At 57.7% G+C, this 14,762-nt stretch carries 14 protein-coding genes; 5 read left to right on the top strand and 9 right to left on the bottom strand.

Annotated features, from left to right (window positions below; genetic code table 11):
* The first annotated feature begins 100 nt into the window (after positions 1–100).
* Positions 101–3,238 (top strand): beta-galactosidase, encoded by a 3,138-nt coding sequence (locus tag AC6I8C_RS04130; protein ID WP_497821681.1) that lies wholly within the window; start codon positions 101–103, stop codon positions 3,236–3,238.
* On the opposite strand, the gene AC6I8C_RS04125 is transcribed toward AC6I8C_RS04130, so the two are convergent.
* Positions 3,120–4,394, bottom strand: a complete 1,275-nt coding sequence (locus AC6I8C_RS04125; protein WP_497821680.1) for a multidrug efflux MFS transporter — start codon at positions 4,392–4,394, stop codon at positions 3,120–3,122. The two genes, AC6I8C_RS04130 and AC6I8C_RS04125, sit on opposite strands and share 119 nt — an antisense overlap.
* Before the next feature lie 433 nt (positions 4,395–4,827).
* Between AC6I8C_RS04125 and AC6I8C_RS04120 the strand changes: the two genes are divergently transcribed.
* Positions 4,828–5,079, top strand: a complete 252-nt coding sequence (locus AC6I8C_RS04120; protein WP_275219997.1) for a biofilm development regulator YmgB/AriR family protein — start codon at positions 4,828–4,830, stop codon at positions 5,077–5,079.
* A gap of 9 nt (positions 5,080–5,088) precedes the next feature.
* On the opposite strand, the gene AC6I8C_RS04115 is transcribed toward AC6I8C_RS04120, so the two are convergent.
* From AC6I8C_RS04115 to AC6I8C_RS04105, 3 genes are all read right to left on the bottom strand, one after another.
* Complete coding sequence (locus AC6I8C_RS04115; RefSeq protein WP_497821679.1) at positions 5,089–5,409, bottom strand: hypothetical protein; 321 nt, start codon at positions 5,407–5,409, stop codon at positions 5,089–5,091.
* A 155-nt stretch (positions 5,410–5,564) separates the two neighbouring features.
* Positions 5,565–5,861: an I78 family peptidase inhibitor gene (locus AC6I8C_RS04110; protein ID WP_013356930.1), complete on the bottom strand. Its 297-nt coding sequence runs from the start codon at positions 5,859–5,861 to the stop codon at positions 5,565–5,567.
* 275 nt (positions 5,862–6,136) lie between these two features.
* The gene (locus AC6I8C_RS04105) at positions 6,137–8,740 is read right to left on the bottom strand and encodes a bifunctional diguanylate cyclase/phosphodiesterase (protein WP_497821678.1); all 2,604 of its coding nucleotides are present in this window, start codon (positions 8,738–8,740) and stop codon (positions 6,137–6,139) included.
* A gap of 213 nt (positions 8,741–8,953) precedes the next feature.
* Here AC6I8C_RS04105 and AC6I8C_RS04100 point away from each other — a divergent pair, with 213 nt between their 5' ends.
* From AC6I8C_RS04100 to AC6I8C_RS04090, 3 genes are all read left to right on the top strand, one after another.
* Positions 8,954–9,604 carry a CPBP family intramembrane glutamic endopeptidase gene (locus AC6I8C_RS04100; protein ID WP_033732018.1) on the top strand — a complete coding sequence of 217 codons (651 nt, stop codon included), beginning with the start codon at positions 8,954–8,956 and terminating at the stop codon, positions 9,602–9,604.
* 173 nt (positions 9,605–9,777) lie between these two features.
* Entirely contained in the window at positions 9,778–9,948 is a 171-nt protein-coding gene (locus tag AC6I8C_RS04095; RefSeq protein ID WP_003850083.1) for a hypothetical protein, read from the top strand.
* 99 nt (positions 9,949–10,047) lie between these two features.
* Entirely contained in the window at positions 10,048–10,278 is a 231-nt protein-coding gene (locus tag AC6I8C_RS04090) for a hypothetical protein (RefSeq protein ID WP_033731707.1), read from the top strand.
* 115 nt (positions 10,279–10,393) lie between these two features.
* Here AC6I8C_RS04090 and yniD read toward each other — a convergent pair whose 3' ends face one another.
* From yniD to lldP, 5 genes are all read right to left on the bottom strand, one after another.
* Positions 10,394–10,465, bottom strand: a complete 72-nt coding sequence (yniD, locus tag AC6I8C_RS04085) for a small membrane protein YniD (protein WP_370581736.1) — start codon at positions 10,463–10,465, stop codon at positions 10,394–10,396.
* A 156-nt stretch (positions 10,466–10,621) separates the two neighbouring features.
* Positions 10,622–11,050: an OsmC family protein gene (locus tag AC6I8C_RS04080; protein ID WP_497821677.1), complete on the bottom strand. Its 429-nt coding sequence runs from the start codon at positions 11,048–11,050 to the stop codon at positions 10,622–10,624.
* 57 nt (positions 11,051–11,107) lie between these two features.
* Positions 11,108–12,295, bottom strand: a complete 1,188-nt coding sequence (gene lldD, locus AC6I8C_RS04075; protein WP_497821676.1) for an FMN-dependent L-lactate dehydrogenase LldD — start codon at positions 12,293–12,295, stop codon at positions 11,108–11,110.
* Entirely contained in the window at positions 12,295–13,068 is a 774-nt protein-coding gene (gene lldR, locus AC6I8C_RS04070) for a transcriptional regulator LldR (RefSeq protein WP_497821675.1), read from the bottom strand. The genes lldD and lldR overlap by 1 nt, the downstream gene beginning before the upstream one ends.
* Positions 13,065–14,720: an L-lactate permease gene (gene lldP / locus AC6I8C_RS04065; RefSeq protein WP_497821674.1), complete on the bottom strand. Its 1,656-nt coding sequence runs from the start codon at positions 14,718–14,720 to the stop codon at positions 13,065–13,067. Before lldP ends, lldR begins: the two co-directional genes overlap by 4 nt.
* Positions 14,721–14,762 lie beyond the last annotated feature (42 nt).

The following is a 14,762-nucleotide window of genomic DNA, read 5'->3' as shown; positions in this document are numbered from 1 at the left end:
GCTTTAGGGGCAAACTATTTGTGCAAATCGGGATGGCGAACGCTTTACAGCCTGAACAATTTTGCGCATTGTGAGCGCATCACATTTACAGGATATAACCATGACTCTCTCACAGGCTGCTTTCAGTGACATCCTCTCCCGGCGCGACTGGGAAAATCCGGTCGTGACCTCGCTGCATCGGCTGGATGCGCACCCGCCTTTTGCCAGCTGGCGGGATGAAGCGGCGGCGCGTGATGACACGCCCTCGGTGTCACTACAGCGCCTGAATGGGGAGTGGGGTTTCAGTTACTTTGCGCAGCCTGAGGCGGTCCCGGCCAGCTGGTTACTGCAGGATCTGCCGGATGCCAGCACGATTCCGGTGCCGGCAAACTGGCAGATGCATGGCTTTGATGCGCCTATTTACACCAACGTGCAGTATCCGATTCCGGTCAATCCACCGTTTATACCCAAAGAAAACCCGACCGGATGTTACTCGCTCACATTCAGCACGGACGCCGCCTGGCTCACTTCCGGGCAGACACGCATCATCTTTGACGGCGTCAATTCAGCCTTTCATCTGTGGTGCAACGGACAGTGGATTGGCTACTCTCAGGATAGCCGCCTGCCCGCCGAATTCGACCTGAGCCCTTATCTGCGACCGGGCAAAAACCGGCTGGCGGTGATGGTGCTGCGCTGGAGCGACGGCAGCTATCTTGAAGATCAGGATATGTGGCGGATGAGCGGCATTTTCCGCGATGTCACGTTACTGCATAAGCCGCAGGTGCATCTGGCCGACGTGCAGCTGGAAACCCGGCTCAGCCCGGAGTATTACCGTGCCGAGCTACGCGCCCAGGTCCGCGTTGCCTTGCCGCCTGACCTCACTTCCGGTTATCAACTGCGACTGACGCTGTGGCAGGGTGAACAGCCGGTTGCGCAGTGTCAGCAGCCGCTGGGCAGCGCCATTATTGACGAAAGGGGCCACTATCCCGAACGCGCCCTGCTTAGCCTGCCGGTGGAACGGCCCGCGCTGTGGAGCGCCGAAACGCCACACCTCTATCGCGTCACGCTGGCGCTGCTGGATGGGGATCAGCAGCTGATCGAGGTGGAAGCGTATGATGTCGGCTTCCGTCAGGTCACTATCGATAACGGTCTGCTCTGTCTCAACGGCAAACCGCTGCTGATCCGTGGCACCAACCGCCACGAACACCATCCGGAGCGCGGTCAGGTGGTGGATGAGGCAACGATGCGCCGCGACATTGAGCTGATGAAGCAGCACAATTTCAATGCGGTGCGCTGTTCACACTATCCTAATCATCCGCTCTGGTATCGGCTGTGCGACCAGTATGGGCTTTATGTGGTGGATGAAGCGAATATCGAAACCCACGGCATGCAGCCGATGAACCGGCTCTCCGACGATCCCCGCTGGTTCGCCGCCTATAGCGAACGCGTGACGCGTATGGTGCAGCGCGATCGTAATCACTGCAGCATTATTATCTGGTCGCTGGGCAATGAGTCGGGACATGGCGCGACACACGATGCGCTCTACCGTTGGGTAAAAAGCAGCGATCCTACCCGTCCGGTTCAGTATGAAGGCGGTGGTGCGGACACCGCCGCAACCGATATCATCTGCCCGATGTATGCCAGGGTCGATGAAGATCAGCCGTTCCCGGCGGTGCCGAAGTGGTCGCTGAAAAAGTGGATCGGTCTGCCGGGCGAAACCCGTCCGCTGATCCTGTGTGAATACGCGCATGCGATGGGCAACAGCTTTGGCGGTTTCGCTAAGTACTGGGAGGCATTCCGCCAGTTTCCGCGTCTGCAGGGCGGCTTCGTCTGGGACTGGGTTGATCAGAGCCTGACCCGTTATGACGATCAGGGCCAGCCCTGGCAGGCCTACGGCGGCGATTTTGGCGATAAGCCCAACGATCGTCAGTTCTGTATGAACGGGCTGGTGTTTGCCGATCGCACGCCGCATCCCGCGCTGTATGAGGCACAGCGCGCCCAGCAGTTCTGGCAGTTCACGGTCGATCCCGCCGATCCGCTGAGCTTTACGGTCAGCAGCGACTACTTATTCCGTCACAGTGACAATGAAGTGCTGCGCTGGCGCATTGAGCAGGAAGGCCAGGTAGTGACGGAAGGTGAAGTTTTACTGGATATCGGCCCACAGGGTCAGCAGCGGATCACTCTGCCGTCACCGCCCGCCTTACAGGGCGAATGCTGGCTTAATGTTGCTGTTCATCAGATTCACCCGACACGCTGGAGCGAGGCTGGCTGGCGTGTCGCCTGGCATCAGTGGGCGCTGCCTTCGCTGCTGGTGCTGCCCCCGCTGCCGGAAACCGCTGAAGCACCAGTCCTCTATGAAGACGCCAGTGAGATTGTCGTCACCCATCAGCAGCAACGCTGGCATTTTTCTCGCCACAGCGGCGAACTGACGCAGTGGTTCGTCAATGAAATACCGACGCTGCTCTCGCCGCTTCAGGACTGCTTTATTCGCGCGCCGCTTGACAACGATATCGGCACCAGCGAAGCGGAACGGGTTGATCCTAATGCGTGGGTTGAGCGCTGGAAAGCGGCAGGTTATGACCAGATGAGCAGCCAGCTGGTGTCGATAGCCGTGAATGCGTTGCCGCAGGCAGTACAGATTGAGACGCTGCATGGCTGGCTCGCCAGTGGTAAGCTCGCCTTTATCAGCCGTAAGCGTTATCTGATCAATGCGCAGGGGGAGTTGCAGTTACAGCTTTCCGTTGAGCAGTCACGCGGATTGCCACCGCCCGCGCGTATCGGATTGCGCTGCGAGCTGGCGCAGATACCGCAGCAGGTAAGCTGGCTCGGCCTGGGACCGCATGAAAACTATCCCGATCGCCAGCTGGCCGCGCAGTTCTCACGCTGGCAATTGCCGCTGGATCAGCTTTCAACGCCCTACGTTTTCCCCGGTGAGAATGGTCTGCGTGGCGGCACCCGCCAGCTCGACAGCGGCAGCTGGCAGGTCAGCGGTGATTTTGCTTTTTCGCTGAGTCGCTTCAGTCTGGAACAGCTGCGTGAGGCATCCCACCGCCACCTTCTGCGTCCGGAAGCGGGCTGCTGGCTGCATCTGGATGCCTTCCATATGGGCGTCGGCGGTGATGACTCCTGGAGCCCCAGCGTCAGTCCTGAGTTTTTGCTGACTCAGCAGCGCTGGCAGGCTGAACTGACGATTTGTCAGCCGACGCGGGCAGCACAGTCTTCGGACGCCGGTAAAAGCGTTTCAGAAACAGCACGTTAATCAGTACCACAACGGCGGTGGCACAAAAGACCCAGCGGAAACCTGCCACCGCCGATACCGCTGCGCCCAGTAATGGGCCAGCAACATTGCCAAGATACATAAACGACTGGTTATATCCGAAGATCCGGCCGGTGATAGTGTCGCGCGAATGACGCACCAGCAGGGTCTGCACCGCAGGCATCATCGCGCCATCGGCGAAGCCCAGCAGAAAACGTAAGACGCCCAGCTGCGTGGCACTGGTGACAAAAGACATGGCAATAAACAGCAGCAGCGAGATAACCATCGTTGCCAGCAGGATACGCTGCGTACCGATGCGGTCACCGAGTCGTCCCAAACGTGGCGCGGCCAGCAGTGCAGAGACGCCGGGCAGTGCCGCAATTACGCCACTGAGAAACGCGATATTCTCTGCGGTGGGCGCCAGCTCCCGCACAAACAGCGTCAGGATCGGGTTCACCGAACCGTTGCACATCTGGATCACCATGGTGGTGAAAAACAGGCAGAGCATCAGCCTGGGGTTGTCCAGCGAGCGGAAAACCTCGCGTCCGCTGAGCTTCTCTTTTTTACTCACCGGGGTGTAACCGGTCTCTTTAATCAGGAACAGCGTCACCAGAAAGCTGACCATCAGCAGCGCCGCGGTGACGATAAATACCGTGCGCAAGCCGACCCAGTCAGCCAGCAGCCCACCCAGCATCGGCCCCAGAATCACACCGCTAATCTGTCCGGTGGAGACACAGCTCAGCGCCCAGCCGCTGCGTTCACGCGGCACCTGAGCCGCCACCAGCGCCATCGCGTTGGGGATATAGCCGGAGGTCAGCCCCATCAGGGCGCGCAGCAGCAGTAACTGCCAGGCTTCGGTGACAAAAGCCTGCAGCAGGATCACCACGCCCATTCCAGCCGCGGCGCGCAACAGCATCAGTTTACGGCCTTTGCGATCGGCCAGACTGCCCCACAGCGGGGCGACCGCCGCCGAAACCACGAAGGTAATACTGAAGGTGAGTCCCGACCAGAGACTCAGGGACTCGCCTCCGGTGACGCCAAGCTGCTCAAGGTAGAGCGGCAGAAACGGGATAATCTGGCTGATGGCCAGGCCCGTAAAAAAACAGCCAAACCAGACCGAGATCAGGTTTATCTTCCAGGATTCAATAGTGCGTGGCATGAGCAGATGATTCAAAGAGAGGGAGTACTTAGTTTAACGCGATGATTCTCAACGTGACCGACATAACATGGCACAAACGGCAAAAGACCGGATTCCTCTTGATTCGGCGCAATTACCCGCGAAAATTTTCTCTGACCAGCGGTTTACAGCGTGAATCCGTGGCCGATGGCCTGCCCTGGCCCCCTCTTCCTCAACCATGCCTCATCAATATGGAAAAATATGTCATTCTGTTACTGACAACGATTCACGCCGCTTCTATGTTTAAAAAATCGCCAATCGTGGCGATGTGGTGATCATTCTGCCTGGCGCGACGTCCTCCGCAAAAAAACGGTCCAGACCATCCGGCTACGCTGAGGCAGTTCAGCTTATGACATGCATAGATGCCCTTATACCTGCGTAAGGGTCGGGATAGTGTTTCAGCGGAGGTAGGGAAATGAGAGTACAAACGAACAGTGCCAGCCGCGCTATCAGTGACTATTTCAACAGCCCGAACTGGCGAACACCGCCAGAGTCCGATCTGCTGGCGGTTATTCTGCGTGAAATTATGGAGGCGGGAGAACCCGCGACCAGTAAGGTACTGATTGCGCGGGTGATCGACAAACTGGAAGTCGAAGGCGATGAGGCGCAGTTGCAGCGGTATCGCACCCTGCTGGCACAGCTCATCGACACGCAGCCGGAGGTGTAAAGCGGCGGTTTACTTCACCCAGCGCAGTTTATCCGCTTCGCTGACGCTGGCCCGTCCGCTGCTGCGCCGAAACAGGCAAAGCTCCCGTCCACGCCTGTTTTTCATATGCTGCTGGGGATAGCGCCCCTCCAGCAACAGTGCGCTGTAACCTGTGTTGTCGTCATACTCAATCGGCTCGCCCAGTACCTTTACTTTGCTCAGGTGGCTGGCATTAATACACGCCTGTGTCATGATCTGACGGCTCTTCTGCCAGGCATCTTCACTGGAGGCCTGTGCCAGTGTGCTGCTGAGTAACAACGTGGGCAGAAGTGCCACGAATATGCGTTTCATCTTCTCCGCTCCTGTTCCGGCCCGAAGGCGCTAAAAAAATTCCCGCCGGGGCGGGAATAAACAAGACGAGCACTCTTTATTGTGTGACGAGGAAGTTTCTTAAACGCGCTGCTATCCTCGCCTGCCGTTATGACAAGCCTATGACAGACCGGCCGTCAGCCACAATAAACTGAGCTGATATTGCCATTTTTGTCGGCCAGGAAGTTAAGCCGGTTGAGGTTGAAGTCCATGGTGACCGCAGAATTATAGGGGATTGGACGCACCTGCTGTTCAAAGTGTTGACCCTGAAGCACGGTTAACGGTTTGCCGACATAGTTCTGAAACTGAGAGGCACCGCAGCGGTCGGCTTCAGGATCCTGCGGCACACTGGCAGTGTCAGGTTTACTGGCAGACTGACAGGCGGTTAATGCAAACAGACCCACTACCAGCAGCCCTTTTCCATAAAATTTCACGTTTGTTCTCCTGTTGGACGTGTAAAACCTGCCCCAAGAGTAGCAAAGCGTGCCTGCTGACCAGAAGCCGGAAAAGGTAAAGTTGTTACAGTGAGCGCAGATCCGGGTGTCACACAGGGGCATTTTTTAAGATTAATCGCACTCACTGCCTAAAAAAAGCACAGTGAGCCGCTACACTATCTTAAGACTATTCTTAGCCCTGTGGAGGTCATGATGGAACTGATTATTTTTGTTGTCTGCGCAATGCTGATGACCGCCGTGGCGGTCAAAGTCCGTTAAACCGGCTCAGCCTGATTTTGCGTTGTTCTTTCCAGAAGCGTACTGAATGCAGCCAGCGGCATCGGCCGACCGAGGAAGTAGCCTTGCCCCTCTTCGCACGAGAGCTGTTTTAGCTGGTTCAGCTGCGCTTCTGTCTCAATTCCCTCCGCCGTGATCGTCAGCGCAAAAGCACGTGCCAGCGCAATAATGCCCGCCACGACCGATTGCGCCTGCTGCGACTCCGGGAAATCTTTCATCCATGAGCGGTCGATCTTCAGACCGTTGAACGGGAAGGTCTTCAGGTAGCCCAGCGCGGCATAGCCGGTGCCAAAATCGTCAACGGTTAACCTCACCCCCAGCGACCGTAAGCCCTGCATCACCTCCAGCGCATGCTGTGGATGTTCAAAGGTGACATTCTCCGTGATCTCCAGCTCCAGCCTTGTCGCTGGCAGACCACTTTTCGCCAGCGCATCTGCCACCCGTTGCACCAGATCGCTGGTGCGAAACTCCATCGGCGAAATATTGACTGACACATAGCGATCGCCGCCCCAGCCCAGCGCATCCTGGCAGGCGCGCATCAGAACCCAGTCGCTGATAGTGGCGATCAGACCGCTCTCTTCCGCCAGCGGAATAAAGTGGTCAGGCGTAATCCACTGATCCGGGGCAATCTGCCAGCGAATCAGCGCTTCAGCGCCAGCCAGCTGACCGGTCAGCAGCTGATAACGGGGCTGATAGTGCAGACGAAATTCGTTGTTAGTCAGCGCTTTCTCAATGCGCCGCGCCATTTCACGCTTATCTTCGCGCTGGCTCGCCATTTCATTGGCATACCAGACCCACTGATTACGTCCCGCATCGCGTGCTTCATTCAGTGCGATATCCGCCATCTGCAGCAGCGCTTCCGGATGGCTGGCATCCTGCGGCGCACAGGCAATACCCATGCTGATGGTGAGATAGTGAACATGCTGGCCGGTGCTGACTGGCTGCTGAACCTCGTGCACCAGCTGAGCACAACGCTGATCGATCCGCTCACGGTTCGTTTCCCGCAACACGAGGACAAATTCATCTCCGCTCAGCCGCGCCACCAGCTCCTGCGGGCCGATACAGTGTTTCAGACGCTGCGCTATCTGGCTCAGTACCTCATCGCCCGCCGCATGGCCCCAGGTTTCATTGATTGGCCGGAACTGATCGAGATCGAGGGTAATCAGCGTCAGCGGCGCAGCGCCATCAGGCAGCGCAAGGTGCAGCGTCAGAAACTCCAGCAGCTGCACGCGGTTTGACAGACCGGTTAAAACGTCGTGACGCGACAGAAACTGAATGCGTGCCTCTGCTTCCATGCCTTGGGTGATGTCCGATACCGTGCCACGAAACCCGATACGTCGCGTATCATGCCAGATGGTTTTAGCCACCAGCTGACCGATGCGACGGTGACCCTGAGCCGACATAAACTGACAGCGCAGCGGCATCTGTTGCTCTTCCGCCTCCTGCCGCAGCAGCCAGGCGACCAGCGAATGGCTGGGATGGGTCAGCAGGTGATCGATGTGACGTCCCAGCCAGTGTGTGATGTCGTGGCCGGTAAGGGTATGAAAACGCGCTGACAGATAGATCAGACGGCCCTCTTCATCCGTTTCCCAGATCCAGTCTGACGCCGCCTCAGCGAGATCGCGAAACCGCGCTTCACTGTTGGCAAGCTCCTGCTGACTGATTGCCAGCATGGCAAAGCGGCGGTCAGAGAGAATCGCATTGGAGAGCGCATGGCGGCTGACGCGATGAGTGATGATACCGATGATGATCGCGGTCATCAGCAGCAGTGGCAGCAGCAACCCGATCAGGCCCATGCCCGGCATTTTTGACGTCCAGCGCAGCACAATCGGCTCCCCGCCTGCCAACGGGAGTACCATTCGCGGTTCACGCAGGGCATCCTCTTCACTGGCGGGCAGACGCAGTTCGCGCACATCCAGCGTCGCGCCCAGTGCCTGTAATTTGGCGGGTGTGAACAGATTCACGAACACCATGATTGACGCAGGTCCGGCCATAGGCGGCACATTCGGCAGTTTACCGCTGCTGATAGGTGCAGCCACCACAATCGCGGGCAGATGATTGATCAGCGCATTGCGGGTCATCGCTTTATTATTGAGCTGACGCGCTGCTGCAATAAGCACCGCTGTCTCATTACCCAGCCAGGCTTCCAGTGGCGTATCCGCCATCTGCCCATTAATCACGCTGTAGGTCGTGCGTCCTTTGCCGTCGACCACGAACACGCCTTCATAGTGATACTCTTCGTAAAGACCCGGTCCGAAGTTCTCTTCGTCAAACGCCCAGACCTTGTTCACCCTGACATGGAGATTGCGCCAGGCTTCTCCCCAGAAGGCATAATCCCGGATATCGGTGACCATCGCCTCCTGACGATTTTGCCACGTCTGCTGCATTAGCATGCGGTCATGCTCAACCGATGCGCTGTTCTGACGCTGCGCAATCATCAGCACCATCAGCATCGAGAGCACCAGCACACCAGACAGCAGCAGCGAAAGCGTACGCAGGCTGCGCCGCGTAAAGCGGACAGTGCGATCTTCAGCGGCATGTCTGAATGGCGGCGACGGCGGCGCCGGAGGGTTAAAAGTCATTAAGAGTGCTCACTACACAGCCAGGGGTTAAGATCACAGGCCTGCAATACAACATGCGTTGCTGGCCAGATTAGTTTCATCAGTTATCGGCCCGGGTACTCTGGTGTTTAGTCTGCGGCTAACATTTTGCGCTTAAATAATGTGTAACAGGCTCACTCGACAGCGATCGGGTGCATTGCTACTATGCGCTTACCTTCGCTGGCTGAGTCGCCTATGAACACCAATTCCGACAGAGTGACCCTGACGCTGTTCTACGTCGGCAGCTTTGTGGTCTATTACCTGGTTACCATGCTGATCACGCTGTTCCCTAATTACAGCGTGCTGCGTAATGACGGCCTGCTGGTGCCCGTACTCTGCCTGTTTGAATTTGCTGTTATCTATCCGCTTTATCGCTTCTACTGCCAGCGCCGCACCGATTTGCCGCTGGGTGAACTTTATACGCTGCAAACCCTGCTGTTTACCGGCGCGCTGTTTGTGCTGATGGCGGCACAGATGCAGTTCATGCAGCCGGAAGGCTGGCTGGTGATGCAGGCCCAGCAGGGACGCAATTCGCTGTTGATCCTGCTGCTGACCGCCGTACTGCTGGCGCCGGTGTTTGAAGAGGTGCTGTTCCGCGGTTTCCTGTTACAGGGTTTTCTGCTGTGGGCGCCGCGCAGTCGCTTCGCCTGCATGCTGCTGACCTCCCTGCTGTTTGCGGTGATGCATACACAATATGTGCACTGGCAGACCCTTATCGCTCTGACGCTGTTTTCACTGCTGCTCTGCTATGCGCGGCTGCGGAGTAACAGTCTGGCGCTGCCCATCTTCCTGCACACCCTGAATAACCTGATTGCGCTGCTGCCCGCCTGGTATTTTGCTGGCTGACTCCCCGCCTGCGCCCTCGTCTTACACAGCCCTCATCCCGCCGCAGACTGCTGCCTGGCAGGTCATAGCTCACACTGACAATGCCGCCCCGTCACGTTTGTCTATACTGGATGTTAAAAAAGGATAAAAAGCACCACAGTCCGGACCACCAGACCGTGTAAAGGAGAGGATCTATGTTGATAGGATTTGTGTTGTTAGTGAGCGCGTGTGGCTACGATGCCTGCGAAGCGCTGCCGGTCTCGGAGCGTATCTATCCGACGAAGGTGGACTGTGAAACGATGGCAAACCGTATTCATAAAGTCAGACCGAATGTGGTCCTGCTTTGTGGTGAGGTCCATCGCTGATTCAGGACCAGATTCAATAAAGCGGGGCTGCAACATTGCAAGCTGGCGCTTTAGCGTACAAAATATAAGCTGTTGTTACCCATTACCGTTGTGAATCCCATGAAAACATCACGCCCCCGTCGTCCTGGAGGACGCTGGGTTTATTATCTTTTGTATGATGGCATTCTGTGGCCCTGCCCCGTCCGATGGGAGTGGGAGAGCAGCTATGGCGGCTGGTTGCCATTTTACTACACGCCAACCTTTGAGTTTGTGGTGGGCGACCCGCGTAAGGCTTATCGCATCGCGCGCAGCGACGTGCGGACTAAACGGCGCGAGGATGCCTTTGTCTGAATGCGTTTATCACCACGGCAGCCATGAGGCGGTGAGCAGAAAATGAACCGCTTCCAGTACGATAATTACCATCACTAATATGCCCAGCGAGTGGCGACTAATCCACTTCATCGGCTCAGGCCCAGATCATGGCAGCCCAGCGTATCAGCAGCAGCCCGCCGCAAATGCACAACAGAACCAGCACCATCTTCCAGTATTTTTTAGCCGCCCGGTATCTTGTCACCCCGATTTCCTCTGGTCAGAAAGCGAAGATGCGCCAGAAGGCGCATCTGTTCCGGTCAGCAACAGGACCGGGAGGCATAGCATAACGTCCGGGCCGCTAAAAGGCGACCCATTGCCGGCATCAGTTGTTCAGGGTGTAATCCAGCGTAATTTCCGCGTTCAGTACCTGAGAAACCGGGCAGCCCGCTTTAGCTTTTTTGATGATTTCGTCGAAGGTCGACTCATCAATGCCCGGCAGGGAGATGGTGCTGGTCAGCGCCACTTTGGTGATGGCAAAGCCCTCGCCTTTTTTATCCAGCGACACATCAGCCGTGGTATCAATGCTTTCCGGCTTATGGCCTGCATTGCCCAGCATCAGCGACAGTGCCATGGAGAAACAGGCCGCATGCGCTGCACCAATCAGCTCTTCCGGGTTGGTGCCTTTGCCGCCTTCGAAACGGGTATTAAAGCCATAAGGCTGCTGGCTCAGTACACCACTCTCGGTGCTGACGGTGCCTTTGCCTTTAATATCGCCTTCCCAGTGCGCCGAACCTTTCTTATGAATGGTCATGTCATTCCTCCTGTTGGTAAAGAAGCTAAGTATAGACAATACATTCATTTTCGCAGGCTAACTCACCGCGCGGGGACGTGATAACGTGCTTGTTGGTGTCAGCAGCGCCTCCGCCTGCACCAGCGAATCGCGGGTAATTTCACTTATCGATTTTGCGCCGGTCAGCGTCATGGCCACGCGCATCTCTTTCTCAATCAGGTTCAGCAGGTTTTCCACGCCGCGCTGTCCATGGGTCGCCAGCGCATAGATAAACGCTCGTCCCAGCAGCACGCTGTCTGCGCCCAGCGCAATCATCCGCACCACATCCAGCCCGTTGCGAATGCCGCTGTCTGCCAGAATAGTAATGTCACCTTTGACCGCATCGGCAATCGCTGGCAGCGCACGCGCCGAGGAGAGCACGCCATCCAGCTGGCGTCCGCCGTGATTCGAGACCACGATGCCATCCGCGCCAAAACGTACCGCGTCGCGCGCATCTTCCGGATCGAGAATGCCCTTAATCACCATCGGCCCATCCCAGAACTCGCGGATCCACTCCAGATCTTTCCAACTGATAGAAGGATCAAAGTTGTTCGCCAGCCAGCCAATATAATCTTCCAGCCCGGTCGGCTTGCCGAGATAGGCGGAGATGTTCCCCAGATCGTGCGGACGGCCCTGCAGCCCCACATCCAGCGCCCACTGTGGATGGGTAACCGCCTGCCAGTAACGACGCAGCCCCGCGTGATTGCCGCTCATCCCGGAGTGCGCATCGCGATAGCGCGCGCCCGGCGTCGGCATATCCACGGTAAACACCAGCGTTGAGCAACCGGCGGCTTTGGCGCGCTCCAGCGCATTGCGCATAAAGCCGCGGTCACGCAGCACGTAAAGCTGGAACCACATCGGACGATTGATCTGCGGGGCCACCTCTTCAATCGGGCAGACTGAGACTGTCGACAGGGTAAACGGAATGCCTTTCAGGGCGGCCGCGCGCGCCGCCTGCACTTCGCCGCGACGGGCATACATGCCACACAGGCCGACCGGTGCCAGCGCAACCGGCATCGACAGGGTTTCATTAAATAATTTCGTTTCGAGGCTGAGTTCCGACATGTTCTTCAGAATGCGCTGGCGCAGCGCCACGTCAGAAAGGTCCTCCACGTTACGTCGCAGGGTGTGCTCGGCGTAAGCCCCGCCATCAAGATAGTGAAACAGGAACGGCGGCAGGATACGTTGCGCGGCGGCGCGATAGTCACTGGCAGCTGAGATAATCATCAGTCAGATTCCTTTGGGTTGCGTGTGTCGTTATCCGGTAAGCGGGTGATGCGCGCCTGGCGCGCTTCATCTTCATGGAGGTTTTTCAGCGTGGTGTGGACAAAGCCCAGATGCTGCATGGCCGCCTGACGGGCCGCGTCGGCGTCGCCCGCGAGGATCGCATCCAGCAGTGCCCGATGTTGTTCCGTCAGGCGGGCAAAAATGGCTGGCTGGGTGTACATGCGCTGACGGCTCTGCATCACCGACGACTGCAGCAGCTCGAAAAAGCCGCGCATGGTCTGCAGCAGCACCACATTGTGTGACGCCTCGGCAATCGCCAGGTGGAAGCGCACATCCGCCTGGGCAGCGAGGTCGGGATCGTCACTCTCTTTCAGCTTCAGGGTGGCGTCAAAGGCGTACTGCAGCTTCTCTTTGTCGGCGTCGGTGGCACGCAGTGCTGCATGCCAGGCAGTACTGGCCTCGATGGCATGTCGCGCTTCCAGAATGTCGTAACGGTAGTCGGGATCGTCGCGCAGCAGCTGGCGAATCGGTTCGACGATGCGCTGTTCCGACCAGGGTGCCAGCTGCTGACGAATCCAGGTACCGCCGCCGCGCCGGCTGATGAGCATGCCGCTGCTGATCAGCTGCTGTATCGCTTCACGCAGCGAGGAACGTGAGACGCCGAGTTCAGCAGAGAGCTGGCGCTCGGCGGGCAGGCGCATGCCCGGTTCGAGCTGATGTTCGATGATATAGGCCCGCAGGCGCGTCACCAGCGGATCGGGCGTGTTGCTCATGGGATCATCCAGGGGAAGACGTAGGCCTGAAGTGTGGTAATCACCCCCACCATACAGGTGAAAATCAGACTGTGTTTAACCGTAAACCGGAACAGGTCGGACTCTTTTCCCACCAGCCCGACCGCCGCACAGGCGATGGCGATCGACTGCGGCGAGATCATCTTACCCGTCACACCGCCGGTAGTATTTGCCGCCACCAGCAGAACATCGGAAACGCCGATCTGCTGGGCGGTCGTCGCCTGTAACGCGGCAAACAGCGCATTCGATGAGGTATCGGATCCGGTCAGGAAGACGCCCAGCCAGCCCAGGAACGGCGAAAAAAAAGTAAATGCATGGCCGGTGTGCGCCAGCGCCAGAGCAAGCGTGGCAGAGAGACCGGAGTAGTTAGAGATAAAGGCAAAGGCCAGCACCATCCCGATGGAGTAGATCGGCAGCGCCAGCTCTTTCAGGGTTTCTCCAAAAGTCTGCAGCGCTGCCTTTGGCTTCATGCGCAGGAACAGCATCGCCATAATCGCCGCAATTAAAATGGCAGTGCCGGTGGCGGAAACCAGATCCAGCTTAAAGATCGCCGGATAAGGCGTCGCACTGCCGACCACGGGCGGCATCCGCGCCACCAGCTCATTCAGCATCGGAACCGGCACAGCCAGCACCCACTCATAAAGTGCACCACCTTTGGCGAACAGCGCTTTAAACGGCGGGATGCTCCATAGCGTGACGGTGGCGGTAAGAAACAGGAACGGCATCCAGGCGCGGATCACCTGCTCCAGCCGATACTTCTGTGGCGGTTGCAGCACATCGCCGTGCTTCGCCTCTGCATCGGCAAAACGAAAGATGCGCACCGGTTTCCAGACCCGCAGAAACAGCGTCAGCGAAATCAGCGAGGCGAGCGACGAGATAATATCGGGCAGCTCCGGCCCCAGGAAGTTGGAGCTGAGGAACTGGGCAAGGGCAAAGGATCCACCCGCCACAACGACCGCTGGCCAGGTCTCTTTCACGCCGCGCCAGCCATCCATAATCGCCATAATCCAGAACAGCACAATCAGCGTCAGCAGCGGCAACTGGCGTCCGGCCATCTGGCCGATGGCGAAGCTTTCCAGCCCGGTGACCTGACCCGCCACGATAATCGGAATGCCCATTGCGCCAAACGCGACCGGCGCGGTATTCACAATCAGGCAGAGCCCGGCGGCGTAGAGCGGATTAAAGCCCAGCCCCACCAGCAGTGCCGCGGTAATCGCCACCGGCGCTCCAAAGCCCGCCGCGCCTTCCAGAAACGCCCCGAACGAGAAGCCGACAATCAGCATCTGCAGACGCTGATCGGGGGTAATGGAGAGGATAGAGGCACGGATAATATCGAACTGGCCGGTTTTGACCGAGATTTTGTAGACGAACACGGCGGCGACAATAATCCAGGCAATCGGCCACAGCCCATAGAGAAAACCGTACACCACGGCGGCCAGCGCCTGGGCAACGGGCATCTGATAGAGAAACAGCGCCACCAGCAGCGCCAGCACCACGGTGGTGGTGGCGGCCAGATAGCCTTTCATCTTCAGCTTAATCAGTGCAAAGAAGAAAAACAGAATCGGGATCAGCGCGACCAGGCTTGAGAGCCAGATATTACCCAGCGGATCGTAGTTTTGTTGCCAGATCTGCATGCCAGTATCTCCAGAGGAAAAGGTGATGTGGCATGCAGCGGC

The sequence above is a fragment of the Pantoea sp. X-Soil-YNGN-844 genome (assembly GCF_059730595.1).
Note: the sequence above shows the minus strand (reverse complement) of the source record. Positions and strands in the feature narration are given on the sequence as shown.

What these genes read in the sequence shown, in the direction of transcription:
- AC6I8C_RS04130 (WP_497821681.1), top strand. Translation starts at nt 101, where the DNA reads ATGACTCTCTCACAGGCTGCTTTCAGTGACATCCTCTCCCGGCGCGAC.
- AC6I8C_RS04125 (WP_497821680.1), bottom strand. Translation starts at nt 4,394, where the DNA reads ATGCCACGCACTATTGAATCCTGGAAGATAAACCTGATCTCGGTCTGG.
- AC6I8C_RS04120 (WP_275219997.1), top strand. Translation starts at nt 4,828, where the DNA reads ATGAGAGTACAAACGAACAGTGCCAGCCGCGCTATCAGTGACTATTTC.
- AC6I8C_RS04115 (WP_497821679.1), bottom strand. Translation starts at nt 5,409, where the DNA reads ATGAAACGCATATTCGTGGCACTTCTGCCCACGTTGTTACTCAGCAGC.
- AC6I8C_RS04105 (WP_497821678.1), bottom strand. Translation starts at nt 8,740, where the DNA reads ATGACTTTTAACCCTCCGGCGCCGCCGTCGCCGCCATTCAGACATGCC.
- AC6I8C_RS04100 (WP_033732018.1), top strand. Translation starts at nt 8,954, where the DNA reads ATGAACACCAATTCCGACAGAGTGACCCTGACGCTGTTCTACGTCGGC.
- AC6I8C_RS04095 (WP_003850083.1), top strand. Translation starts at nt 9,778, where the DNA reads ATGTTGATAGGATTTGTGTTGTTAGTGAGCGCGTGTGGCTACGATGCC.
- AC6I8C_RS04090 (WP_033731707.1), top strand. Translation starts at nt 10,048, where the DNA reads ATGAAAACATCACGCCCCCGTCGTCCTGGAGGACGCTGGGTTTATTAT.
- AC6I8C_RS04080 (WP_497821677.1), bottom strand. Translation starts at nt 11,050, where the DNA reads ATGACCATTCATAAGAAAGGTTCGGCGCACTGGGAAGGCGATATTAAA.
- lldD (WP_497821676.1), bottom strand. Translation starts at nt 12,295, where the DNA reads ATGATTATCTCAGCTGCCAGTGACTATCGCGCCGCCGCGCAACGTATC.
- lldR (WP_497821675.1), bottom strand. Translation starts at nt 13,068, where the DNA reads ATGAGCAACACGCCCGATCCGCTGGTGACGCGCCTGCGGGCCTATATC.
- lldP (WP_497821674.1), bottom strand. Translation starts at nt 14,720, where the DNA reads ATGCAGATCTGGCAACAAAACTACGATCCGCTGGGTAATATCTGGCTC.